At 63.2% G+C, this 21,462-nt stretch carries 20 protein-coding genes; 13 read left to right on the forward strand and 7 right to left on the reverse strand.

The window, feature by feature from the left end:
- Positions 1-285: 285 nt before the first annotated feature.
- On the forward strand, positions 286-2,652 hold the full coding sequence (locus tag U1R88_RS28785) for a glucose/quinate/shikimate family membrane-bound PQQ-dependent dehydrogenase (protein ID WP_322434361.1): 2,367 nt from the start codon (positions 286-288) through the stop codon (positions 2,650-2,652).
- Positions 2,653-2,682: 30 nt separating this feature from the next.
- Here U1R88_RS28785 and U1R88_RS28790 read toward each other — a convergent pair whose 3' ends face one another.
- The 7 genes from U1R88_RS28790 to U1R88_RS28820 all read right to left on the reverse strand — a co-directional run bounded on the left by U1R88_RS28790 (position 2,683) and on the right by U1R88_RS28820 (position 9,287).
- The gene (locus tag U1R88_RS28790) at positions 2,683-3,873 is read right to left on the reverse strand and encodes a serine hydrolase domain-containing protein (RefSeq protein ID WP_322434362.1); all 1,191 of its coding nucleotides are present in this window, start codon (positions 3,871-3,873) and stop codon (positions 2,683-2,685) included.
- Positions 3,874-3,884: 11 nt separating this feature from the next.
- On the reverse strand, positions 3,885-4,613 hold the full coding sequence (gene glnQ / locus U1R88_RS28795; protein WP_322434363.1) for a glutamine ABC transporter ATP-binding protein GlnQ: 729 nt from the start codon (positions 4,611-4,613) through the stop codon (positions 3,885-3,887).
- On the reverse strand, positions 4,610-5,266 hold the full coding sequence (gene glnP, locus U1R88_RS28800; protein ID WP_322434364.1) for a glutamine ABC transporter permease GlnP: 657 nt from the start codon (positions 5,264-5,266) through the stop codon (positions 4,610-4,612). Before glnP ends, glnQ begins: the two co-directional genes overlap by 4 nt.
- 93 nt (positions 5,267-5,359) lie before the next feature.
- On the reverse strand, positions 5,360-6,112 hold the full coding sequence (locus tag U1R88_RS28805; protein ID WP_322434365.1) for a transporter substrate-binding domain-containing protein: 753 nt from the start codon (positions 6,110-6,112) through the stop codon (positions 5,360-5,362).
- A gap of 66 nt (positions 6,113-6,178) precedes the next feature.
- Positions 6,179-7,066: a PhzF family phenazine biosynthesis protein gene (locus U1R88_RS28810; protein WP_322434366.1), complete on the reverse strand. Its 888-nt coding sequence runs from the start codon at positions 7,064-7,066 to the stop codon at positions 6,179-6,181.
- Positions 7,067-7,105: 39 nt separating this feature from the next.
- On the reverse strand, positions 7,106-8,020 hold the full coding sequence (locus U1R88_RS28815; protein WP_322434367.1) for an AraC family transcriptional regulator: 915 nt from the start codon (positions 8,018-8,020) through the stop codon (positions 7,106-7,108).
- A 247-nt stretch (positions 8,021-8,267) separates the two neighbouring features.
- On the reverse strand, positions 8,268-9,287 hold the full coding sequence (locus U1R88_RS28820; protein WP_322434368.1) for a 1-aminocyclopropane-1-carboxylate deaminase: 1,020 nt from the start codon (positions 9,285-9,287) through the stop codon (positions 8,268-8,270).
- A gap of 137 nt (positions 9,288-9,424) precedes the next feature.
- Here U1R88_RS28820 and U1R88_RS28825 point away from each other — a divergent pair, with 137 nt between their 5' ends.
- The 12 genes from U1R88_RS28825 to U1R88_RS28880 all read left to right on the forward strand — a co-directional run bounded on the left by U1R88_RS28825 (position 9,425) and on the right by U1R88_RS28880 (position 21,351).
- Positions 9,425-9,901 (forward strand): Lrp/AsnC family transcriptional regulator, encoded by a 477-nt coding sequence (locus U1R88_RS28825; RefSeq protein WP_322434369.1) that lies wholly within the window; start codon positions 9,425-9,427, stop codon positions 9,899-9,901.
- Between the two features lie 209 nt (positions 9,902-10,110).
- A complete protein-coding gene (locus U1R88_RS28830) occupies positions 10,111-11,520 on the forward strand; it encodes a rhamnulokinase (RefSeq protein WP_322434370.1) in 1,410 nt (469 codons plus the stop codon).
- A 35-nt stretch (positions 11,521-11,555) separates the two neighbouring features.
- On the forward strand, positions 11,556-12,311 hold the full coding sequence (locus U1R88_RS28835; protein WP_322434371.1) for a DeoR/GlpR family DNA-binding transcription regulator: 756 nt from the start codon (positions 11,556-11,558) through the stop codon (positions 12,309-12,311).
- A 97-nt stretch (positions 12,312-12,408) separates the two neighbouring features.
- A complete protein-coding gene (locus U1R88_RS28840; RefSeq protein WP_322434372.1) occupies positions 12,409-13,092 on the forward strand; it encodes a class II aldolase/adducin family protein in 684 nt (227 codons plus the stop codon).
- A gap of 41 nt (positions 13,093-13,133) precedes the next feature.
- A complete protein-coding gene (locus tag U1R88_RS28845; RefSeq protein WP_068281506.1) occupies positions 13,134-13,907 on the forward strand; it encodes an SDR family NAD(P)-dependent oxidoreductase in 774 nt (257 codons plus the stop codon).
- A 249-nt stretch (positions 13,908-14,156) separates the two neighbouring features.
- Positions 14,157-15,254: a LacI family DNA-binding transcriptional regulator gene (locus U1R88_RS28850; RefSeq protein WP_322434373.1), complete on the forward strand. Its 1,098-nt coding sequence runs from the start codon at positions 14,157-14,159 to the stop codon at positions 15,252-15,254.
- An 85-nt stretch (positions 15,255-15,339) separates the two neighbouring features.
- Positions 15,340-16,689 (forward strand): extracellular solute-binding protein, encoded by a 1,350-nt coding sequence (locus U1R88_RS28855; RefSeq protein WP_322434374.1) that lies wholly within the window; start codon positions 15,340-15,342, stop codon positions 16,687-16,689.
- A 95-nt stretch (positions 16,690-16,784) separates the two neighbouring features.
- A complete protein-coding gene (locus U1R88_RS28860) occupies positions 16,785-17,717 on the forward strand; it encodes a carbohydrate ABC transporter permease (protein WP_322434375.1) in 933 nt (310 codons plus the stop codon).
- Positions 17,710-18,531 carry a carbohydrate ABC transporter permease gene (locus tag U1R88_RS28865; protein WP_322434376.1) on the forward strand — a complete coding sequence of 274 codons (822 nt, stop codon included), beginning with the start codon at positions 17,710-17,712 and terminating at the stop codon, positions 18,529-18,531. The genes U1R88_RS28860 and U1R88_RS28865 overlap by 8 nt, the downstream gene beginning before the upstream one ends.
- A gap of 29 nt (positions 18,532-18,560) precedes the next feature.
- Entirely contained in the window at positions 18,561-19,331 is a 771-nt protein-coding gene (locus U1R88_RS28870) for an SDR family NAD(P)-dependent oxidoreductase (protein ID WP_322434377.1), read from the forward strand.
- A gap of 35 nt (positions 19,332-19,366) precedes the next feature.
- Positions 19,367-20,260: a sugar phosphate isomerase/epimerase family protein gene (locus U1R88_RS28875; RefSeq protein ID WP_322434378.1), complete on the forward strand. Its 894-nt coding sequence runs from the start codon at positions 19,367-19,369 to the stop codon at positions 20,258-20,260.
- 23 nt (positions 20,261-20,283) lie between these two features.
- Positions 20,284-21,351, forward strand: coding sequence for an ABC transporter ATP-binding protein (locus U1R88_RS28880; RefSeq protein ID WP_322434379.1), 1,068 nt, complete (start codon positions 20,284-20,286; stop codon positions 21,349-21,351).
- Positions 21,352-21,462: the final 111 nt, after the last annotated feature.

Consider the following 21,462-nt stretch of genomic DNA (forward strand, 5'->3'; position numbering starts at 1 on the left):
TCGCCCAAAACTGCCTCCAAAAAGCAGCCTTGAATCAATCCCGAGCCTTGCCGTCAAGCTTTGTCCACGAGGCCTAGGTCGCAGCCATGGATGCGTGGCGCGGTGCCATCGCTCCACTCATTCAAATTGCGGGCTGCGGTAGCTTTTTGCCAACCTGAGCGGGCAAGGTGAAATACCCCCGCCGCGGGCTGTTGCCTCCCCCGTCCAGGCCTGCTAGTCCTTTCGCAAGGGGATACGACATCTTTCGCTGAACTGGATGGCTCAATGCACCAGAGTCGTGGCCTTATGCTTACCATTACTTGGATTATCTTTGCGATAATCGGTCTGGCCCTCGGCGGCGGGGGAATTTGGCTGCTGCTCCTGGGCGGCTCTCCCTACTATGTCGTCGCCGGCCTTTTGATGCTGGTGACGGCCTTCCTGCTCGCCAGGCGACGTTCCTCCGCCCTTGTGGTCTATGCCGTGCTCCTGCTCGGCACGCTGGTCTGGGCGGTGTGGGAATCCGGCTTCGATTTCTGGCTGCTGGCACCGCGGGGCGACATCCTCGCACCGCTTGGCCTGTGGCTGCTGCTGCCCTTCGTCACCCGTCCCTTGCGTTCGCCCGTGACGGGCGAATTGAGCTTCGCAGCCCGAGCCCCGCTCGTCGTCGCGCTTCTGGCCTGTGCCGGTGTCCTCGGCTATTCGCTCACGCAGGATCCGCAGAGCTTTGCCGGCAACCTGCCGCCGGCCGCATCGCCCGCCCCCGTCGCGGCCGATGCGGCAAACCTGCCCGATGGCGACTGGCCGGCCTATGGCCGCACCCAGTTCGGCAACCGTTATTCGCCGCTTGCCCAGATCACGCCCCAGAACGTTTCCCAGCTGAAAGTGGCCTGGACCTTTCGGACCGGCGATCTCAAGGGTCCGAACGATCCGGGCGAGCTGACCAACCAGGTCACGCCGATCAAGATCAAGGACACGCTCTATCTGTGCTCGCCCCATCAGATCCTGTTCGCGCTCGACGCGACCACGGGCAAGCAGAAATGGAAGTTCGATCCCAAGATCGCCTATGACAAGACCTACCAGCACATGACCTGCCGCGGGGTCTCCTATTTCGAGACCAAGGCGGATGCCCGCACCTCCGACGGCAATCCAGCGCCGGCGGAATGTCCGACACGCATCTTCCTGCCGACCAATGATGGAAGGCTGTTCGCGGTCGACGCCCAGACGGGCGCGCCTTGTGCGCAATTCGGCAAGGACGGCTCGATCGACCTGATGGAGGGCATGGGCGTCACCCAGCGCGGCTTCTACTACGTGACGTCCCCGCCGGTGGTGACCGACAAGATCGTGATGGTCACCGGCTCGGTGATCGACAATTATTCGGCCACCGTCCCTTCAGGTGTGTTCCGCGGCTTCGACGTGCATACCGGCAAGCTGGTCTGGGCTTTCGACGCCGGCAATGACGATCCCAACCAGATGCCGTCGGCGACGCATAAATTCGTGGATGCCTCGCCCAATTCCTGGATCGTCTCGTCCTATGACCCGAAGCTGAACCTGGTTTATATCCCGACCGGCGTGGAGACGCCCGACATCTGGGGTGGCAACCGCACGCCCGCGAGCGAGCGCTACGCCTCCTCCATCGTCGCCCTCAACGCCGATACCGGCAAGCTGGCCTGGTCCTACCAGACCGTCCATCACGACCTCTGGGACATGGACGTGCCGGCCCAGCCCAGCCTCGTCGACCTCGCCAGGCCCGACGGCAGCGTGGTGCCCGCCCTCTATGCGCCGACCAAGACCGGCAACATCTTCGTGCTCGACAGGCGGGACGGCAAACCGATCGTACCCGCCCCCGAAAAGCCGGTGCCGCAGGGCGCCGCCCCGGGCGACCGGGTATCGCCCACGCAGCCTTTCTCCGAGCTCACCTTCCGGCCTGAAAAGAAGCTGACCGATGCGGACATGTGGGGCGCGACCATGTTCGATCAGCTCGCCTGCCGGATCATCTTCAAGCGCCTGCGCTACGAGGGGACCTTCACGCCGCCTTCGCTGCAGGGAACGCTGGTCTTCCCTGGCAATCTGGGCACCTTCGAATGGGGTGGCATCGCAGTCGATCCGGTACGCCAGGTCGCGATCGCCAACCCGATCTACCTGCCCTTCGTGTCCAAGCTGATCCCGCGCGGCCCCAACAACCCGGCGACGCCGGATGCCAGCCTGCCCTCAGGGACGGAGCAGGGCGTACAGCCTCAGTTCGGGGTGCCCTTCGGCGTGACAATCAATCCGTTGCTGTCGCCGGTCGGCTTTCCCTGCAAGCAGCCGTCCTGGGGCTTCATTGCCGGTATCGACCTGAAGACCAACAAGATCGTCTGGATGCATCGCAACGGCACCATCCGCGATGTCTCGCCGATTCCGTTGCCCTTGAAAATCGGCATGCCCGGGCTCGGCGGCCCCATCGTCACGGGCGGCGGCGTCGCCTTCATGACCTATACGATGGACAATTATATCCGTGCCTATGACGTGACCACCGGCAGCCAGCTCTGGGAGGACCGCCTGCCGGCCGGCGGGCAGTCCACGCCGATGAGTTACGAGATCGGCGGCAAGCAATATGTCGTCACCATGGCCGGCGGCCATGGTTCGTTCGGCACCACGATGGGGGATTACCTGGTCGCCTACAGCCTGCCGTAGCGCCGATCGGATCCTGAAGCTGCCAGGCTCTCAGGCGATCTGCGCAATGGCGTCGAACAGGGCGAGATTGAGATCCTTGGCGTCGTCGACCACGGCCTCGGGCTGGGACGAGACCTTGGCGACGACCATTTCGGCTTGCGGGTCGACATAGAGCCACTGGCCGTGAATACCGAGGGCGAAGAAGGCGCCGTTGCCGGTGCCGGTCTGGTACCATTTGTTGCGATAGCGCCCTTGTGGCAGCCATGCCGCGGAGGTGCCTTCGGCCCAGGCCCTGGAGGAGCCGCCGGTAGTGGTGTCGGTGACCCATTCCTGCGAGACGATCCGGCGCCCGTTGGCCATGCCACCCTGGCGCATCATCTCGCCGATGCGGGCCAGATCGCGCGGTGACATGTTGATGCCGCCGCCGGTGCGCGGCGTACCGGCCCTGTCGACCGTCACATAGGCGTCCTGCCGGGCCCCGAGCGGCTGGAACAGGCGCTCTGACGCGAGGTCCGGAAAGCGCTGTCCCGAGGCGCCCTGGATGATCAGGCCGAGGACGTCGGAATTGGGCGAGGCATAGTGATAGGGGCCACCGTGGGGAGCCTTGCCCTTCTTCAATCCGGCAATGAACTCAACTACCGTTTCGATCTTGTCGTCGGGGTCTGGCGGATCCAGGAGACCGGCACGCCGATAGCGGGCATAGGGACCGCGCGGGTCGTGGTAGACCTCCTCGAAATCCAGGCTCACCCTCATGTCAAGGACGTCCCTGACGCGCGCATCGCCATAGGCCGAGGCTTTGAGGGCCGGCACATAGCGCGATACCAGCTCGTCGAAATCGAGCAGCCCGTCGTCGCGGAGGATCCCCGCGATGATCGAGGTGACGGATTTGCTGGTCGAGAACAGGATATGCCGGCTCTGCAGCGTAAAATTCGGGGCGTGGAAGTCTGCAATGATGCGGCCGGACTTCATGACGACCATGGCGTCGGCGCAAGTCTTGCGGAGGAGTTCGGCCACCGTGACAGGCCGCCCTTCGAGCCTCACTGTCTCGCCGAGCAGATCGCTCGCATCGACGACCGGCTCCTCCGCCAGGCCGGGCGTGGCTGCGATTCGAGCTGTCGGAATGAGTTCGCAGACATGGCGAAACGCCCAGACGTTCCAGGGCGCCGCGCGCCAATTGCCGAGCCGGACCGCGTCCCTGGCGAAGCCCCATGCCGCCTCGAACGCCGATGGTTTTGTCGTCACGGGATACTCCATCAGTCGATATGCTTGAGGAAGTCGGCAAAGCGCTCGCTTGGCGGATCCGACAGCAGGTCCGCGGGCTTGCCGTCGTGGACGAGTTGGCCGCCATCCATGAAGAGCAGACGTGAGCCGACACGCTTGGCAAATCCCATCTCGTGGGTCACGACGACCATGGTCATGCCTTCGAGCGCCAATGTCTGCATGACCTTCAGAACCTCCTGGCGCAGTTCCGGATCGAGCGCGGATGTCGGTTCGTCGAAGAGCATCAGCTTGGGCCCGACGGCCAGGGACCGGGCGATGGCGACGCGCTGCTGCTGGCCGCCGGAAAGCTGCGAGGGGTAGTGGTCCATGCGTTCGCCGAGGCCCACCTTCTGCAACAGGGCGGCGGCGATGTCGCGCGCCTCCGCCTTGCTCTTGCCGCGCGCCCGAATCGGGCCGAACATCACGTTCTGAAGGGCGGTGAGATGCGGGAACAGGTTGAACTGCTGGAAGACCATGCCGGCCTCGAGCCGGATGCGCCGCACATCGCGTGACGTGCCCAGGACGCTGATGCCATCGACCAGGAGGGTGCCTTCGCTCACCTTTTCCAGCACGTTGATGCAGCGGAGCATGGTCGACTTGCCGGACCCGGATGGGCCGATCACGACGGCAACCTCGCCGGGATCGATGGCAAGATCGATCGATTTCAGAACGCGATGGCTGCCGAACTGCTTCGAGACCTTGGAGAATTCGATCATGCTCATGGCAAGCGCGCCGCCCGTTCGACGAACCGCAGGCTGACGGCGAGAATGCTGATGACGATCAGATAGATCACGGCCACTGCCGTCCAGATCTCCACCGCGCGGAAATTGCCGGACATGATCTCCTGTCCGCGCCTGGTCAATTCTCCGACGCCGATGACGAGAAATATCGAGGTGTCCTTGACCACCGAGACGAGCTGATTGCCCATGGCGGGAAGAGCGCGCCTGACCGCCAGGGGAGCGATGACATAGATGAGCACCTTGCGAAAACTCAACCCCATGGCGAGGCCGGCTTCGCGGAGGCCTGTTGGAACGCTTTCGAGGGCACCACGAACGATCTCGGCATTGTAGGCACCGGAATTGATGATCAAGGTGAGGATCCCCGCACTGGTGGCGCTGATGCGGACATCGATGAGGATGGGGAGTGCGAAATAGATGAACATCACCTGCACGGTGATCGGCGTGCCGCGGATCAGCGCGACATAGACCTGCGCCGGGGCCTGTGCCAGCCAGCCCCCATAGGTGAGCAGGGCGCCGGTGCAAGCCCCGACAATCACGCCGCCGGCCAGGCCGGCGAAAGCAATCAGCATGGTTACCTCGAGGCCCTGCAGAAGGTCTGGCAGAGCCTCGAGGATGGCTGTCCAATCAAAAGTCATCCGGGGTCCAGTCGAACGTTCGCCACGCGAAAAATCGGCTATGAGAGCCTCGGCTGTGATTGCGCCTCGGCTCTCGATGGCTTGCCGCCGAGCTCACGCCGGGTCCTGTCCAAACCATTTTTCGCGAATGGCCTTGAGCCGCCCGTCGGCCTTCATCGCCGCCAGCGCCGCATTCGCCGGCATCACGAGCGGGCTGCCCTTCCTGAAGCCGATACCGACATCACGGCCTTCGAGGGTCGGGCGTATGACCCGGACTTTGCCCTTGCCCGTGTTGTTGGCGTAGTACATCAGGGCCGGCGTATCATAGATGACCGCGTCGGTACGCCCGGCCTGAAGCGCCAGCAAGGCGTTGTTGATGCTCGGCAACTGGTCGAGCGTCGCGCCCTTGATGTGGCCCTTGATGTAGTCGACGGCGATGGTTCCGGTCTCGGTGCCGATCGTCTTGCCGGCCAGGTCGTCGGGCGTGTTGATGGTGGTGTTGCTGGCGTTCGTCACGGCCACCAGTCCGCTCTGGTAATAGGGGGCCGAGAAATCGATGACTTTCTGCCGCTCGGGTTTGATGAACAGCTGCGAGACGATCGCATCGATGTTGCCCGTCTGCAGGGCAGGGATGAGGGCGCCGAAGTCCATCGGCTGCACGCGCCATTTGCGGTTCAGGGCCTTGGCGACTTCGGCGAACATCTCCATGTCGAAGCCGGAATAGTGATCGCCATCCTTGTATGCGAAGGGTGGGCTGCCGACATTGGAGCCGACGATGAGCTCGGCTTCGTCGGCCCTTGCCGGGCCAGCGAGAATTGTGGCGGGCACCGCCAGAAGGCCGAGCTGGAGAATCTGTCTGCGATCCATTTTTTTCCCCTTTGTTATGGCAGGCATCAGGGCGCTGCTGCCTGTAGTGATCGGGCCTGTTGCCGATCAGGACCTGGCTCGTTCACGCCCTTCCAGGCGGACGGCCCCTCCCAGCCAGCAGCCGGCAGGGCGCCCATGCTCGAGTTGAAAACGCACCCAGATTTCCGAGGGGCGCCGCATTGCCCGTCCCTGACGGACGGTTATCGGGCGCTCGGATGCTTCCACCATGGCGTTCGCGAGCAAGCCAAAGGACAGGGCCGATGCGGCAATGCCGGTGGCTGCGTCCTCGGGATAACCCGATGCCTTGGGGAACTGGCGTGCCTCGACGATCTGCGCGTCCCCATCGAGTACCGCATAGGGATAAAGGCCGGTCGAGCCGATCCGGTCGCATAGGGCCTCGATCCTGGTGAAGTCGGGGCTCAACCCGTTCAGGGTCTCGACGCTCTTCACGGGAACGAGGGTCTTGACCCGGCTGGTTGATGCGTTCTGGATCGGTCTTGGTGCAAGATCGCCGACCTTCACCCCCAGGACATCGAGGATGTGGGTGGTGTCGCCATCGCCGAGCATTTCGACCGTGCCGACCGGCTGCGAGATTTCGACAGTCGCTCCGCGTTCAGTTCGTTCCCGAATTCTCGCCGCAACGCGGCCGCTCTTGGTCCAGATGGCAAGCTCGTCGCCCGGCAGCCGTCCCAGCCGATCGAGCAGCCACAAGGCGCCGACGGTCACATGCCCGCACATCGACATTTCGTGGTTGGGCACCCAGAAGCGAAGCTCGAAATCGCAATTCGAAGCGGGCGGCGGCGGAAGAACGAAACCGCTTTCATAGCCGGAGGAACGTGCAACTTGCTGCATGTCCGCATCGGACATTCCAGCGGCATCGATCACGATCGGCGCCGGATTGCCTCCATTGGGACCCGCCGCAAACACACTGACTATTTCAACGTCCGAACCCATTCCCAACCTGCCTATCGCGCAGAATTCACTGCGTGCAGGCTATCGCGGCGGGTCTGGCTCCGCGCGTCCGAACGGGCCTTGGATTTTGATCGGGCGGGCCATGCTGTTGCGGATGTCGGAAGGGGATCGGCCCTCCGCGCGCCGCATGGCATGGGCAAGCGCCGCTCCGCTCTCGAAACCCACCCGGAAGGCGATCTCGCCGACCGGCAGGTCGGTTCCGGTGAGGAGTTCGCATGCCGTCTGCAGACGGATCCTCAGTTGGAACTCGCCCACCGAGAAGCCGGTGCCCTCCCGGAACAGGCGCGTGACGTGGCGCCTCGATACGCCGAAGCGATCCGCCAGGGCGTCGAGCGGAACCTGCTCGTCGGCATGAAGCGCTAGATAGTGCTTGAGATCCTCGACCAGCGCCATGCCGTGTTCGTAGCGCGAGGCAGCGGGCGCGATCTCCCCTGCCATGACTTCGGCGATGCATTGCACGAGCAGGGCGGATGTCAGAGCTTGCCGGACCTTGCCATCGCCGTAGGCACTCTGGCCATTTCGAAGCGATAACGCCTGCAAGGCCTTCACGGTGGAGGTGCGATGGACCAGGATCGTGGTGCGCGTGCGCCGGTGAAACTCGCTGAGCGAGCCGGCTTCCCGGTCGAGCCGGCTGAGCGTGGCACCCGTCACATAGATGGCAAGGTGACGATGGGCGCCGATGGCCGCCCTCGTTTCATGCGCCTGGTTCGGGGGCACCACGGCAAACCGGTCCTGCGACAGCCAGCTGCCCTCACGGCGGCCTTCGTGCTTGAGTTCGACAGTTCCCTGGCTGGGCAGGATAAACATCAGACAATCGTGCCAATGCCAGGGCATGGCATAGCTGCCGCTGCCTGCCACGGCCGCATGCTCGTCGTCGGCGGCTATGAGCAGATCGGACCTTGCCGTATCGCGCAATTGCTCGAATGACCGCAGCATTCTTGATCTCTGATCCCTTCCTTCGCACAGATTAACAGCGATAGGTGGGAACCGGCAATGCAACTCTGTGCGCCCGTAGCCAGTCAGTCCACGCCGGGGCTGTACATCAGTGTCTTAGCGCCAAGCGTGGCCGCTACTGTCGCCCGCCAGGCGCCAATGCTGCAGGCGCTGGGGGAGGGCGGACCTTTTTCGGATCCGCCCCCTCGGCGCCTGCTTGCCCGACAGGCGCGGGAACGCACGATCCCTGTCAGCCTTCGCGATAGTAATAGCTGTAGCCGTTCAAGGCGGGCGCACCGCCGAGATGGGCGTAGAGGACGCGCGAGCCTTCGGGGAAGAAGCCCTTGCGCGTCAGGTCGATCAGTCCCTGCATCGACTTGCCCTCATAGACCGGGTCCGTGATCATCGCCTCGGTGCGCGCGGCGAGCCGGATCGCGTCATTGGTCTCGTCCGACGGCACGCCATAGGCCGGGTAGGCGTAGTCCGGGTTGATGACGATCTCGTGCTCGCCGATCTCGCGGCCGAGGCCGACCAGTTCCGCGGTATTGTCGACGATGGAGCGAACCTGTGCCCGCGTTTGCTCGAGAGTGCCCGAGGCATCGATGCCGATGACGCGGTCCGCGCGCCCCTGCGCGGCAAAACCGACGATCATGCCGCCCTGGGTCGAGCCGGTGACGACGCAGACCACGACATAGTCGAAGGTGAAGCCAAGCTCCGCCTCCTGCTTGGCGACCTCCTCGGCAAAGCCGACATAGCCGAGGGCGCCGAACTTGTGCACCGACGCGCCGGCCGGAATCGGATAGGGCTTGCCGCCGGCCGCCTCGACCGACTGGATCGCATCCTCCCAGCTCTTGCGGATGCCGATATCGAAACCATCGTCGACGAGCCGGGAATCCGCGCCCATCAGCCGGGTCATCAGGATGTTGCCGACCCGGTCATAGACGGCGTCGTAATGCGGCACCCATTTCTCCTGGATGACTACGCATTTCATGCCGATCTTGGCGGCGGTCGCCGCCACCATGCGGGTGTGGTTGGACTGAACGCCGCCGATCGACACCAGCGTGTCGGCACCCGAGGCGATGGCATCCGGCACGATATATTCGAGCTTCCTGAGCTTGTTGCCACCCATGGCAAGGCCGGAGTTGCAGTCATCGCGCTTGGCATAGATCTGGACCTTGCCGCCAAGGGCCTGGGTGAGACGCGGCAGGTGCTCGATCGGGGTGGGGCCGAAGGTGAGCGGATAACGCTCGAACTTTTCGAGTAGGGACATTGGACGGGCTCCATGAGACGGAACGGAGCCTAGTCGAAAAGCCCTGGTGGGTGCTTTCGAATTTGGCCTCTATCTTTTACAAGAATGCAAGATAATCTGCTTTTTAAGTATAATATATTTCATCAAGAAGGGTCTAAATGAAAGAACCTTCCATCTCCGATCTCGATCGCATCGACATCAACATCTTGCGGGCCCTCCATGCCGATGGCCGGCTGAGCAATGCCGAGCTCGCCGCGCGCGTGAATGTCAGCCCGGCCACCTGCCACAGGCGCACGCAGCGCCTGTTCGATGAAGGTTTCATCACCGGTGTTCGTGCCGAGGTCTCTCCCACTTCCGTCGGCCTCGATGCCCTCGTGATGGTCGGCGTGGTACTCGACCGTTCGACGCCCGAGAGTTTTGCAGCCTTCGAGGGCGCGGTGCTCAAGCTCAAGGAGGTTCTGGATTGCAACCTCGTGGCGGGCGATTTCGACTATCTGCTGAAAATCCGCGTCCGCGACATGGCGGATTTCAACAAGCTGCATGGGCAAAAACTGATCGCATTGCCGGGCGTCAGGCAGACCCGCACCTTCTTCGTCATGAAGCAGGTCAAGGACAATGCACACCTGCCATTCTGACGGCTGGGCTCCCGGTACCGCGGGAGGGTAGCGCCATGCCGGCTCGGGGGGCGTGGCTCCAGGGGATAGGTGCTGTGCGGCAGTTTGGGGATTGCCGATTAGGCGTATGGGTGCTTTAAGGTTGCATTCAGACTTTTTCCAACAATCGATCCGGCAAGATTGCCCGATAATGTTGTTTATCGAAGAAGATGAAACAGGAAGGAGCGCCGATGGCGCGCTGTCTCGTCCTCGACCTCGGAGCCGGCAGCGGCCGCGCGATGCTGGCCACGTTTGAGAATCGCCGTTTGCGGCTCGATGAGATTCACCGCTTCGAGGGCTATGTGGTCGAGCGGGACGACGGCCCGCATTGGTGCCTCCCGAGCCTGTTCGACGAGGTGGAGGAGAGCCTGCGCCGGTGCAGCGCCGAGGTGGGAGCGCTCGATTCCATCGGCGTGGACAGCTGGGGCCTGGATTACGCGCTGCTGGATCATGCCGGCGGCATCGTGGAAGAGCCCTGCCACTATCGCCATCCGCGCTCGCAGCGCGGGCGGGACGCCTTGCCGCTCGCCCCCGAAGAGCTCTATGCGATCTCGGGCGCGCAGGATCTGCCGGTCAACACGGTCTGCCAGCTTTTCGACCAGTCGCGGCATGCCCCCGAGACATTGGCGAGAAGCAGCGGCCTTTTGATGATGGCCGATGTCGTCAACCACCATCTGACCGGCAAGCTACGATCCGAACTGACCCTGGCCCGCACCTCCGGGCTCGTCGATGCCCGCACGGAGGATTGGAGCGTCGAGCTCTGCCAAAGGCTCGGCCTGCCGCGGCGGATGCTGCAGCCCATCATCCGCCCTGCCGAGGTCTATGGCACGCTGCGCAGCGACCTTGCGGGAAGGCTGGGGCTGGGCCCCGTTCCGGTGATCTCGGTGGCGGCCCATGACACGGCGAGCGCGGTGGCGGCGCTGGATCTTGCGGATGGCGGCGGCTTCGTGATCTGTGGATCCTGGTCCCTGATCGGCCTGGAGCGGCGCGCGCCCGATCTCGACGATGCCGTGCGGGCCGCGGGATTCGGGAATGAGGGCGGCCTCGGTGGCCGCACCTTCATGATCAAGAGCCTGAATGGCCTGCATCTCATCCAGAAATTGCGGGCGACCTGGCAGCAGCGCGACGGCCGGCCCGTGACGTTTGCCGGGATCGCGGATCAGGTGATGAAAGCCGCCCGTCTGGACGACACGCCGGCCATCGACCCGTCCGATCCGCTGTTCTTCAATCCTCCTGATATCATCGAGGCGATCCGCCGGTCCTGCGCGCGCAATGGCGCCTTTCCTCCCTATGATCTCGGGGGCCTGGCGCTGGCGGTCTATAATGGCCTGGCCTCCGAGATCGGTTCTGCGGTCAGGACGATCGAGCAGCTGACGGGCCGCTCGCTGCTGAGCCTCACCTTGTGCGGTGGCGGCGCCCGGGATGCGGTTCTGTGCGACAGGATCGCCGTCCAGGCAGGAAAGACCGTGCGTATCGGCCCAATCGAGGCGAGTTCCTGGGGCAATGCCCTGGTGCAGCTCCTCGGCCTCGGCCAGATAAAATCCTTGGAAGAAGGGCGGGCCCTGGTTGAACAGTCCGCAGACATTCGCAATCTTGTCTGAAATGGCCCGATATTTGGCAGGTGATGCGGTGATGCATGTTGGCGGTTGAGCGAAAAACCAGGATACTCGACCTTGTCGCCCGTGACCGCAGTGTCGTGGTGGCCGAGCTCAGCCAGGAATTGGGGGTCACCGAAGAGACCATAAGGCGCGATCTCAACAAGCTCGAGAAGGAGGGCCTTCTGAGCCGGACGCATGGGGGCGCGGTCGCGCTTCAGGGCGAAGCCGAAGACCTGCCCTACCGGACACGGCATCTCATCAACATCGAGGCCAAGCGCCTGATCGCCCAGAAAGCATCGGCGCTGGTCAAGGATGGCGATGCGGTGATGATGGATTCGTCCTCGACGGCCTATGAAACCTTGAAGGGCCTCGGCAGCCGGCGGGATCTGACGCTCATCACCAATTCCGTCCGCGTGCTGTCGGATCCCAGCCTGCCCGCCTATACGATCATGTCGGTCGGCGGAGAATTGCGCCGCCGCTCGATGACCTTCGTCGGCCCGCTGGCCGGCCGGACCATCGCCCAGTTCAATGCGGATGTCGCCCTGATCAGCTGCAAGGCCATCTCGCTGGCCGGTGGCCTCATGGAGGCGAACATGGCCGACGCGGAGGTGAAGCGAGCCTTCATCGCCAGCGCGCAACGGGTTTGCCTTCTCGTCGACAGTGAGAAATTCGACAGGACGGCCCTGATCAGCATCTGCGGCTTCGAACCCATCGATTTCGTGGTCACGGACCGGGAACCATCGCCGGAATGGCGTGAACTGTTCGAAAGGCACAAGGTGAAGCTCATCGTGTAGCGGGCATAATCGGGCATATACAAAAATTATAAGTCCGAATAGTTGACTTTATGTCCGGATTTGCGATAGCTCGGGCGACCCCAGCGAGGTGCCCGGCATGCAAGACGATCTCCGATTGCGCGAATATATCTGTGAAATCGGGCGGCGCGCCTATGCGCGCGAAATGGGCGCCGCCAATGACGGCAATTTTTCGGTTCTGCTGGATGACGGCACCTTGCTGTGCACGCCGACCAGCGTATCCAAGGGCTTCATGACACCGGAGATGATCTGCAGGATCGACCGGCAGGGCGCCCTCGTCGAGGACAAGGGCTTTCGTCCCTCGACCGAGATCAAGATGCATCTATGTGTCTACGATCATCGCCCCGATGTCCGGGCGGTTGTGCACGCCCACCCCCTCTATGCCACGGTTCATGCCATCTGCGGCAAGCCGATCACGCAGCAGATCATGCCCGAATCCACCATGTTCCTCGGCGAGGTGCCGCTGACGCCCTATGCGCTGCCCTCGACGAGCGAATTGTCCGACGCGATCGCGCCCTATCTCGACCGATATGACGCGCTGCTGTTGGAAAACCATGGGGCGCTGTCCTATGGGCACGACCTCACCAGCGCCTATTTCAAGATGGAAGCGCTCGATTACTACGCCAAGGTCGTCTACCTCGCGGCCCATTATGGCGGCGCCAAGGAATTCAACGCCGAGCAGGTCGAGAGGCTTCTCGATATCCGTCGCACCAAGTTCGCCCAGCCCGGGCGCCATCCCTTCCTCGATCGCGCTGCAGAATAACACCGGCTTCGGCCTGAACTATCCGGAAACGGGAGGATCCCATGTATGCACGCAAGTTCCGTCTTGACGGCCGGGTTGCCGTCGTCACCGGCGGTGGACGCGGCATCGGCCTGAGCTGTGCCGAAGCCCTGTTGGAAAATGGCGCAAAAGTCGTCATTGCCGACATCGACCTGTCGATCGCGGGCGAAGGGCAGGCCGAGCTGGCGCGCAAGGGCTATGAGGTCGATGTGCGCCAGGTCGACGTGACCAAGCCGGCCGAGGTCGAGGCGCTGGCGGAGGACGTCGTACGGGATCATGGCCGGGTGGACATCCTCGTTGCCAATGCCGGCATCGCCCGTTCGGGAACGGCGGCCGAGGACGTGACCGACGAGCACTGGCTGCATGTGAACGACGTCAACTACAATGGCGTTTTCTGGTGCAATCGCGCGTTCGGCCGCCATATGCTCAAGGCGGGGCGAGGAGCCATCGTGAATATCGGCTCGATGTCAGGCCTGATTTCGAACCGCCCGCAAAAGCAGACCTACTACAATGCCGCCAAGGCCGCGGTACACCAGATGACCTCGTCGCTGGCAGCCGAGTGGGCCGATCGTGGCGTGCGGGTCAACGCGGTGGCGCCGACCTATATCGAGACCGCCATGACCATGTATCGCCACGACAATGACGGCATGATCGACGTCTGGCTGCGCGACACGCCGATGCATCGTCTCGGCAAGCCGGACGAGATCGCATCGGTCGTGCATTTCCTGGCCTGCGATGCCTCCAGCCTGATGACCGGCACCACGGTGGTGGCGGACGGCGGCTTTACCTGCTGGTGACGGCGGCCCGCGGAAGGGCCTTCAGCCTTCTCACCGGCCGGTCCTTGTCGAGATTTTCTTCGCTCCCCCACGGCGCCTCGGCAGGACACCGAGGCGCGGGGCGCAGTCGCTCGCGGCTGCCTTCCACCCTGCGATCGGGCCTGTATACTAAAACGATTCAGTAAGGTGTTGACAAATGAAGCTTGCTGGTGAATCGTTTTATTAAATCGTTTAAGTAAGAATTACAGGGAACGGAAACGTTGGGCTGCCATGCGCAAACCTAAGCGTATTTCCATCAGGAATGTTGCGGCGCGGGCCGGCGTTTCGCCGGCGACGGTGTCGAACGTTCTCAACGGCCGCCAGGGGGCGGCGACCCCGGAGGTCGCCGAGCGCGTGCAGGCCATTGCGCGCGAGTTGGGCTACGAGGTCGACCGGGTCGCCTCGCAACTCAGGACGGGGAAGGCGCGCGTCGTCACCGTCCTGGTGCCAAGTCTGGACAATCCCTATTTCAGCGCCGTGATCGCCAGCCTGGAACGTTGCGTCCAGGACGAAGGCTACGACATCATCGTGGCGAGCTCGAACGAGAATGAAGAGGTCGAGCGCTCGCGCCTGTCGGCCCTGCTGTCCTGGCGGCCGTCGGGCGTCGTGATCGTTCCGAACGATGATCGCTTCGCGACCCGGACGCTTCTCGACGATGTCGGCGTGCCCTATGTCGTCGTCGACCGCATCACCGAGGGCTTCGAGGGCGATACCATCGGCAGCGACAATTTTTCCGCCGGGCGACGCGCTGCCGAACATCTCCTGGAATATGGGCACAGCAATGCCCTGGTGGTTGCGACCACCACGCGCATCGCCAATATCCGTGAACGCTGCGCCGGCATTGTGCAGGTCTTCGAGGAAGCGGGCCTGCCCGCCCCGCCCATTGTCGAGGTCGGCCAGACATTCGAAACGGTCGCGGAGGGCCTGCAACGCTGGTTCACGGCCCATGAGCGGCCCACCGCCGTCATCGCTCTCACCAATTTCGGGACGCTCGGCGTTCTCGCCGACATGGCCCAGCGCAATATCCGGATTCCCGAGGACATCTCGCTGGTCGGCTTCGACGACTATGCCTGGATGCGCGCGACGGCGCCGCCCATCACCGCCATGCGGCAGGATGTGGAGCGGATCGCTGCGGAGGCATGGGCGACCATACGCGCCAGGATGGACAATCCGGCGGCAATTGCCCGGCATGTCCGCCTGCCTTGCGAACTCATCCTGAGAAACTCGACCAAGAGAATTGGCCTGCCGATCCGTCGCATCGCCACCGGCGAAGAGCCGGCCAAGGCGAGGCCGCGACGAAAATCCTCGGCCAGGCAGCCCAAGGCCTAACCCGCCAGCATTTTCGGGACCTTGAAACGACGCGCCGTCACCGGCACCGGCGCGCCCATAAGAACGGCCGGAATGGAGGATGAATATGGAACGCCCCGCATTCAAGCAGATCATGATCGGCACGGCATCCGCGCTGGCCTGCCTCGTCGGCCTGGCCGCTCATGCCCAGGACATCGACTGGAAAGGCAAGCTTGCCGACCAGGCCGGCAAGACGCTGAAGCTGATCAGCATCAGCGATCCCTTCATCGAGGCGATCAAGGCGACCAAGGATGAATACACCAAGCTCACCGGCGCCAAGGTGGAAGTCGACGGCAACGGCTATGACGCCCTGCACGACAAGGAGCTGTTGAACTGCTCGCAGAACGACAGCAGCTATGACGTGCTGCTCATCGACGGCATCTGGATCGGCGAGTTCGTCGAGGCAGGTTGCATCGATGCTCTCGACGACCGCATCGCCAAGGAAGATCCCAAGGTGATCGCCTGGGACGACTACACATCCTCGGGGGCCGGCCAGGCGAGCTGGGACAACAAGAAGTACTGCCTGCCCGTCGCGATCTACTACGAGCTGATGTATTACCGCACGGACCTGTTCGACAAGGCGAAGATGCAGCCGCCCAAGACCTTCGAGGAATTGCAGAAGACGGCCAAGTTCTTCACCAACAATCCGGATTTTCCGGGTGTCTATGGCTATGCCATGAACAACCAGCGTGGTGCAGCGGCCGGCCAGCAATATTTCGAGTGGATCTTCAATGCCGGTGGCTCGCCCTGGAAGAGCAATGTCATCGGGGCCGCCGATCCCTATGCCGACATGACGCCGACTCTCAACTCGCCCGAGTCCCTCGATCTCGTGCAGTTCTTCAAGGATATGGTGAAATTCGGCCCCCCCGGTGTCGAGAGCTACGCCTGGGACGAGCGCGCCAGCGCCTTTGCCAGCGGCAAGCTCGCCATGATGAACGACTGGTCGGTGCGCGCACAGATCGCGAACGATCCCAAGACCAGCCAGATCGCCGGCAAGTTCGGCAGCGTTCTGATGCCGTCCAAGGCGGGCAAGCCGGTTCCGCCGGTCGGCGGCTGGGTCATGTGCCTCAACGCCCATGGCACCCAGAAGGACGCGGCCTGGGATTTCATGAAGTGGTATGCGAGCCCGGCCGAGCACAAGCGCTATGCCCTGGCTGGCGGAACGCCGAGCCGCCTGAGCGCCATCAACGATGCCGAGGTCCAGGCCAAATTCCCCTGGACCAAGACTATTGCCGAGGCCCAGAAGACGGCCTGGACCGAGGTGCGCCCGCGCATTCCCGCCACCTTCCAGCTGATCGACACCATCGGCGTCAACGTCAACAAGGCGATCATCGGCGAGATGTCGGTGAAGGATGCCATGGACGATGCCAACGCCAAGGCCACGCAGCTCCTGAAGTCTTCCGGCGCCCTGAAGTAAGCTCGGCGGGCGCAGCCCGCTCCATGTCCTGACAGGACGACCCCTCCTCCGGCCTTGGGGGAGGGGTCTCGGCAGCCAACCAGAGGCGGAACGCCATGCAGCCCGCGGCCATCGCATCTTCCCACGACCTGCCCCGGCGGCGGCTTGCCTTTCTGCGCAACGACCGCCTGCAGCAGACGGCCTTCATCCTGCCGACCTGTCTCTTCCTGCTGTTCCTGACCATCTATCCCTTCGTCTATTCGGTCTATCTCAGCCTGCACCAGGTCAAGCTCACCACGCTGCAGCGCGCCGTGTTCACCGGCTTCGACAATTATCTCTTCCTGCTGCATGACGGGCTGTTCTTGCGCGCCCTCCTCAACACGGCCATCCTCGGCGTGAGCTCGATCTCGCTGGAGATCGTCATCGGCTTCACCGCCGCGAAAGTGTTCTACGAGCTGTCGCATCTGCGCTGGGTCGGGGCGCTGCGCTCGCTCTATCTGATGCCGATGATGGTGACGCCGCTGATCGTCGGCATGATCTTCGCCTATCTGTTCAATCCGACATTGGGGGTGGTGAACTACGTCATCCAGCTCGTCGGACTAACGCCGGTTTCCTGGTTCGGCGAGCCCGTCACGGCCATGGTTTCCATGGTGCTGATCAATGTGTGGCAGTGGTCACCCTTCATGATGCTGCTGTGCCTGGCGGCCCTGACCTCGATCCGCACCGATCTCTACGAGGCCGCCCGGGTCGATGGCGCGCGCTGGCATCACATCCTCTGGTCGCTGGAGGTGCCCTCGATCCTCAACGTCGTGCTGCTCGGCGTCATCCTGCGCATCATCGATGTGCTGCGCTTCTTCGATGTCATCTATGTCACCACGCGCGGCGGACCGGGCGATGCCACCATGGTGGTGACGCTCTATGCCTATCAGCAGGATTTCCAGTATTTCCAGATCGGCATCGGCTCGGCCGCCGCCGTTCTCATCCTCGTTATCAGCATCGTCATCACCACCTTCGCGGTGCGCCTGCTGAGGAGAGTGGAAAATGCATAGCATCCGCGGCAAGGACATCGGGCTCGTCGTCGCGGCTCTCGCCTTCACGGCCTTCGCCGTCGGCCCGTTGCTGTGGATCGGCCTGAGCTCGTTCAAGAGCACCAGCGAGATCATCGCCATTCCGCCGGTCTGGATCCCCGACTTCACTTATCTCGACAATTACGTCCATATCTTCACCGATTACTGGCCCTTCATCCTGAACTCTGTGGTGGTGACGCTCGGCGCCACGGCCCTGGCGCTGCTGTTCGCCATTCCCACTGCCTTCGGCCTGGTGAACTTCCAGATGCGCTCCTCCAACGCGATCGCCGACTGGATCCTGTCGACCCGCATGATGCCGCCGATCGCCGCCGCGGTGCCGCTGTTCGTGATCTTCAGGGGGCTCGGCCTTCTCGACAGCGTGTGGGCGCTGATCATCGCCTATGCCGGCTTCAATTTGCCCTTCGCGGTCTGGGTCTCGATGTCCTTCCTGCGCCGGGTCCCGCGCGAGGTGATCGAGGCGGCGCGGCTGGAAGGCTGCAGCTGGGTCCAGGTGCTCGTGCGGATCGCCCTGCCCATGAGCCTGAGCGGCGTGATGACGGTGGCGACCTTCGTCTTCATCTTCTGCTGGAACGAGTTCCTGCTCTCGCTGTTCCTGACCACGCGCTCGGCCCGCACGCTGCCGGTGGTGATCTCCTCCTTCATCGGTACGGGCAAGGTCTATTGGGACCTGATCGCCGCCGCGTCGATCATCCAATGCGTGCCACCGGTAATCTTCACCCTCTTCATGCAGCGTCATATCGTCTCGGGAATGACGATGGGAGCTGTCAAGGACTGACCCCGTGAACATGACCCTGGAGATCCCACATGTCTGAACTAGCCCAGCGCGGCCGGAATCGCGCAGCCGTCGTCACCGGCGCGAGCCGTGGCATAGGGCGCGCCATCGTCAAGAGGCTGGCGGCCGAGGGCTACCATGTCGTCGCCAACGACATCGAACGCCAGCGCGCAGAAATGGAGACGCTGCGGGCCGAGGTCGAGGCCGGCGGAGGACGGTGCGATATCGCCTATGCGGATGTCAGCAACCCCGACGACGTCGCCTCGCTCGCGGAATACGCCCTTGCCCGCAGCGGCACCATCGACGTCCTGGTCAACAATGCGGGTGTCCTGTCCGTCCACAAGGTCGAGGATATCGAGCCCGACGAATGGGATCGCATGTATGACGTCAACACCAAGGGCACCTTCATGGTGACCAAGGCGCTGCTCGGCCATTTCCGGCAGCGCAAGGCCGGCCGCATCATCAACATCGCCTCGATCGGCGGCAAGCGCGGCGGCGTCGGCCAGGCCCATTACTGCTCCTCCAAGGCCGCGGTGATCAGCTTCACCCACATCCTGGCCATGGAAGTCGGCCTCGACGGTATCACCGTCAATGCGGTCTGCCCCGGCATCATCGACACCGACATGGGCCGCAACAATTATCGCGACGAGGAGTCCTTGAGAAAGGTGATCGAGAAGACCACGCTCGGGCGCCTCGGATATCCTGAGGATGTCGTCGGATCCGTCGCCTTTTTCGCATCCGATGATGCATCCTTTATCACCGGGCAGGCGCTCAACGTCTGCGGCGGCATCATCTTCCACTGAAACCATCACCCCTTGCTGAAAGAAAGACCGGCATCGTGAACAATAAACTGGGACTGCACGCCTTTGTCTGGACGCCCGGCTGGAGCCACGAGCAATGCGCTCGGGCCATCGGGAAGACGGCGGAACTGGGCTATGACATCATCGAGGCGCCGGCCCTGGATCCGAGCGTGTTCGACGTGGATTTCACGCGTCGGGAGCTCGAGAAGGCCAATGTCGGCATCACCTTCTCGCTCGGCCTGGATGCCACCACCGATATTTCGAACGGCGATCCCGAGATGGCCAAGCGCGGGGAGCGGCGCCTTCTCGACATCGTCTCCATCGCCCGCGACCTGAACGGCACGCACATCTGCGGGATCATCTATTCGGCGTTCCAGAAATATGCCGTGCCGCCCACCAAGGACGGCGTCGCCCGCGCCGTCGAGGTTCTGCAGCGCGTCGCCGAGCAGGCGGCCAAGAGCGACATCACCCTCGGGCTGGAAGTGGTCAACCGCTATGAGAGCAACGTGCTCAACACGGCGGCGCAAGCGGTCGAGATGTGCAAGCGCATCGGCGCGCCCAACGTCAAGGTCCACCTCGACTGCTACCACATGAATATCGAGGAGGCCGACGTCGCCGCCGCCATCGTCGAGACCGGACCGCTGCTCGGCTATTTCCATACCGGCGATTCAAACCGGGGCTATCTCGGCACCGGGTCGATCGATTTCAAGATGATCTTCCGCGCCCTCGCCAAGGCCAATTATCAGGGGCCGATCACCTTCGAATCCTTCTCCTCCCGGGTCGTCGGCCAGCCGCTCGAAGGCATTCTCGGCATCTGGCGTGACCTGTGGGACGACGGGGACGACCTTGCCGCGCACGCCAAGATCTTCACCCAGGCCCATCTCAAGGCCGCCTATGAGACCGAAAAGCGCGGCCGCAGCGGCCTCGTCTAGATCTCAGCCATCAGGAGGTGACCATGGGAAGCATTCAGTTCGATCGTGTCAGCAAGAAATATGGATCCCAGCAGGTCATCTCCGATGTCAGCCTGGAAGTGAAGGACGGCGAATTCGTGGTGTTCGTCGGCCCGTCGGGCTGCGGAAAGTCGTCGCTGCTCCGACTCATCACCGGCCTGGAGCAGCTGTCGGACGGCCGCGTGCTGATCGACGGCACGGATGTCTCCCGGCTCGCGCCGGCGGACCGTCGCATCGCCATGGTCTTTCAGTCCTATGCGCTCTATCCGCATATGAGCGTACGCGACAATATTGGCTTTGGCTTGAAGATTGCCGGCATGCCCAGGCAGGAAATCGCCAGCAAGGTGGCGGAGGCCTCGCGCATCCTGGCCCTGGAGGACTATCTGGACCGCAAGCCCCGCCAGCTATCCGGCGGCCAGCGCCAGCGCGTGGCGATCGGGCGGGCCATCGTGCGCTCGCCCACCGCCTTCCTGTTCGACGAACCCCTGTCCAATCTCGATGCGGCCCTGCGCGTGCAGATGCGCATCGAGCTGATCCGGCTGCATCGCAGCCTTCGCACCACGATGATCTATGTCACCCACGACCAGGTCGAGGCCATGACGATGGCCGATCGCATCGTGGTGCTGCGGGCAGGGAACGTCGAGCAGTTCAGCACACCGCTCGAACTCTATGACCACCCCGCCAATCTCTTCGTCGCGAGCTTCATCGGCTCGCCCAAGATGAACTTCCTGGCAGCGGTGCCGGGCGGCGACAGGGAGGTCGAGCTGCCCGGTGGCTCGAAAGTAGCTCTGCCGGCTGGCCGAAGTGCTCGGCTGGACCGGCAGATGACCTTCGGCATCCGCCCCGAGCACGTTTTCTATTCGCCCGACGACGGCCTGTGGCAGGGCACGGTGTCGCTGGAGGAGCAGCTCGGCAGCGATGCGCTCCTCTATGTCGACGTGCCGTCCCTGGGCGCCGTCACCGTGCGCGCGGTAGGAGAAAGGCGTTTCAAGACCGGCGACCGGATCTTCCTCACGCCGGATGCCGCCCGTCTCCATCTCTTCGACGCGGGTGGAACAGCGATCGCCGCTTGAGGGAGGCTTGCTTCCTCGCCGGTTTCTGTTCCAGAATTACTTGAAACATACTTCACGATCACTTTCCCCGTGATGCTGAAAGAACGAGGTGCAGGACAAGTCTATAATATT

The organism is Labrys sedimenti, from assembly GCF_034424805.1.
In the GTDB taxonomy this organism is placed as follows: domain Bacteria; phylum Pseudomonadota; class Alphaproteobacteria; order Rhizobiales; family Labraceae; genus Labrys; species Labrys sedimenti.

Bases quoted from the DNA above. Each gene is read 5' to 3' on its own strand.
- U1R88_RS28880 (WP_322434379.1), top strand. From the start codon at position 20,284: ATGGGAAGCATTCAGTTCGATCGTGTCAGCAAGAAATATGGATCCCAG.
- U1R88_RS28785 (WP_322434361.1), top strand. From the start codon at position 286: ATGCTTACCATTACTTGGATTATCTTTGCGATAATCGGTCTGGCCCTC.
- U1R88_RS28810 (WP_322434366.1), bottom strand. From the start codon at position 7,066: ATGGGTTCGGACGTTGAAATAGTCAGTGTGTTTGCGGCGGGTCCCAAT.
- U1R88_RS28855 (WP_322434374.1), top strand. From the start codon at position 15,340: ATGGAACGCCCCGCATTCAAGCAGATCATGATCGGCACGGCATCCGCG.
- U1R88_RS28825 (WP_322434369.1), top strand. From the start codon at position 9,425: ATGAAAGAACCTTCCATCTCCGATCTCGATCGCATCGACATCAACATC.
- U1R88_RS28840 (WP_322434372.1), top strand. From the start codon at position 12,409: ATGCAAGACGATCTCCGATTGCGCGAATATATCTGTGAAATCGGGCGG.
- U1R88_RS28820 (WP_322434368.1), bottom strand. From the start codon at position 9,287: ATGTCCCTACTCGAAAAGTTCGAGCGTTATCCGCTCACCTTCGGCCCC.
- U1R88_RS28850 (WP_322434373.1), top strand. From the start codon at position 14,157: ATGCGCAAACCTAAGCGTATTTCCATCAGGAATGTTGCGGCGCGGGCC.
- U1R88_RS28845 (WP_068281506.1), top strand. From the start codon at position 13,134: ATGTATGCACGCAAGTTCCGTCTTGACGGCCGGGTTGCCGTCGTCACC.
- U1R88_RS28805 (WP_322434365.1), bottom strand. From the start codon at position 6,112: ATGGATCGCAGACAGATTCTCCAGCTCGGCCTTCTGGCGGTGCCCGCC.
- glnQ (WP_322434363.1), bottom strand. From the start codon at position 4,613: ATGAGCATGATCGAATTCTCCAAGGTCTCGAAGCAGTTCGGCAGCCAT.
- U1R88_RS28870 (WP_322434377.1), top strand. From the start codon at position 18,561: ATGTCTGAACTAGCCCAGCGCGGCCGGAATCGCGCAGCCGTCGTCACC.
- U1R88_RS28835 (WP_322434371.1), top strand. From the start codon at position 11,556: ATGTTGGCGGTTGAGCGAAAAACCAGGATACTCGACCTTGTCGCCCGT.
- U1R88_RS28830 (WP_322434370.1), top strand. From the start codon at position 10,111: ATGGCGCGCTGTCTCGTCCTCGACCTCGGAGCCGGCAGCGGCCGCGCG.
- U1R88_RS28815 (WP_322434367.1), bottom strand. From the start codon at position 8,020: ATGCTGCGGTCATTCGAGCAATTGCGCGATACGGCAAGGTCCGATCTG.
- glnP (WP_322434364.1), bottom strand. From the start codon at position 5,266: ATGACTTTTGATTGGACAGCCATCCTCGAGGCTCTGCCAGACCTTCTG.
- U1R88_RS28860 (WP_322434375.1), top strand. From the start codon at position 16,785: ATGCAGCCCGCGGCCATCGCATCTTCCCACGACCTGCCCCGGCGGCGG.
- U1R88_RS28865 (WP_322434376.1), top strand. From the start codon at position 17,710: ATGCATAGCATCCGCGGCAAGGACATCGGGCTCGTCGTCGCGGCTCTC.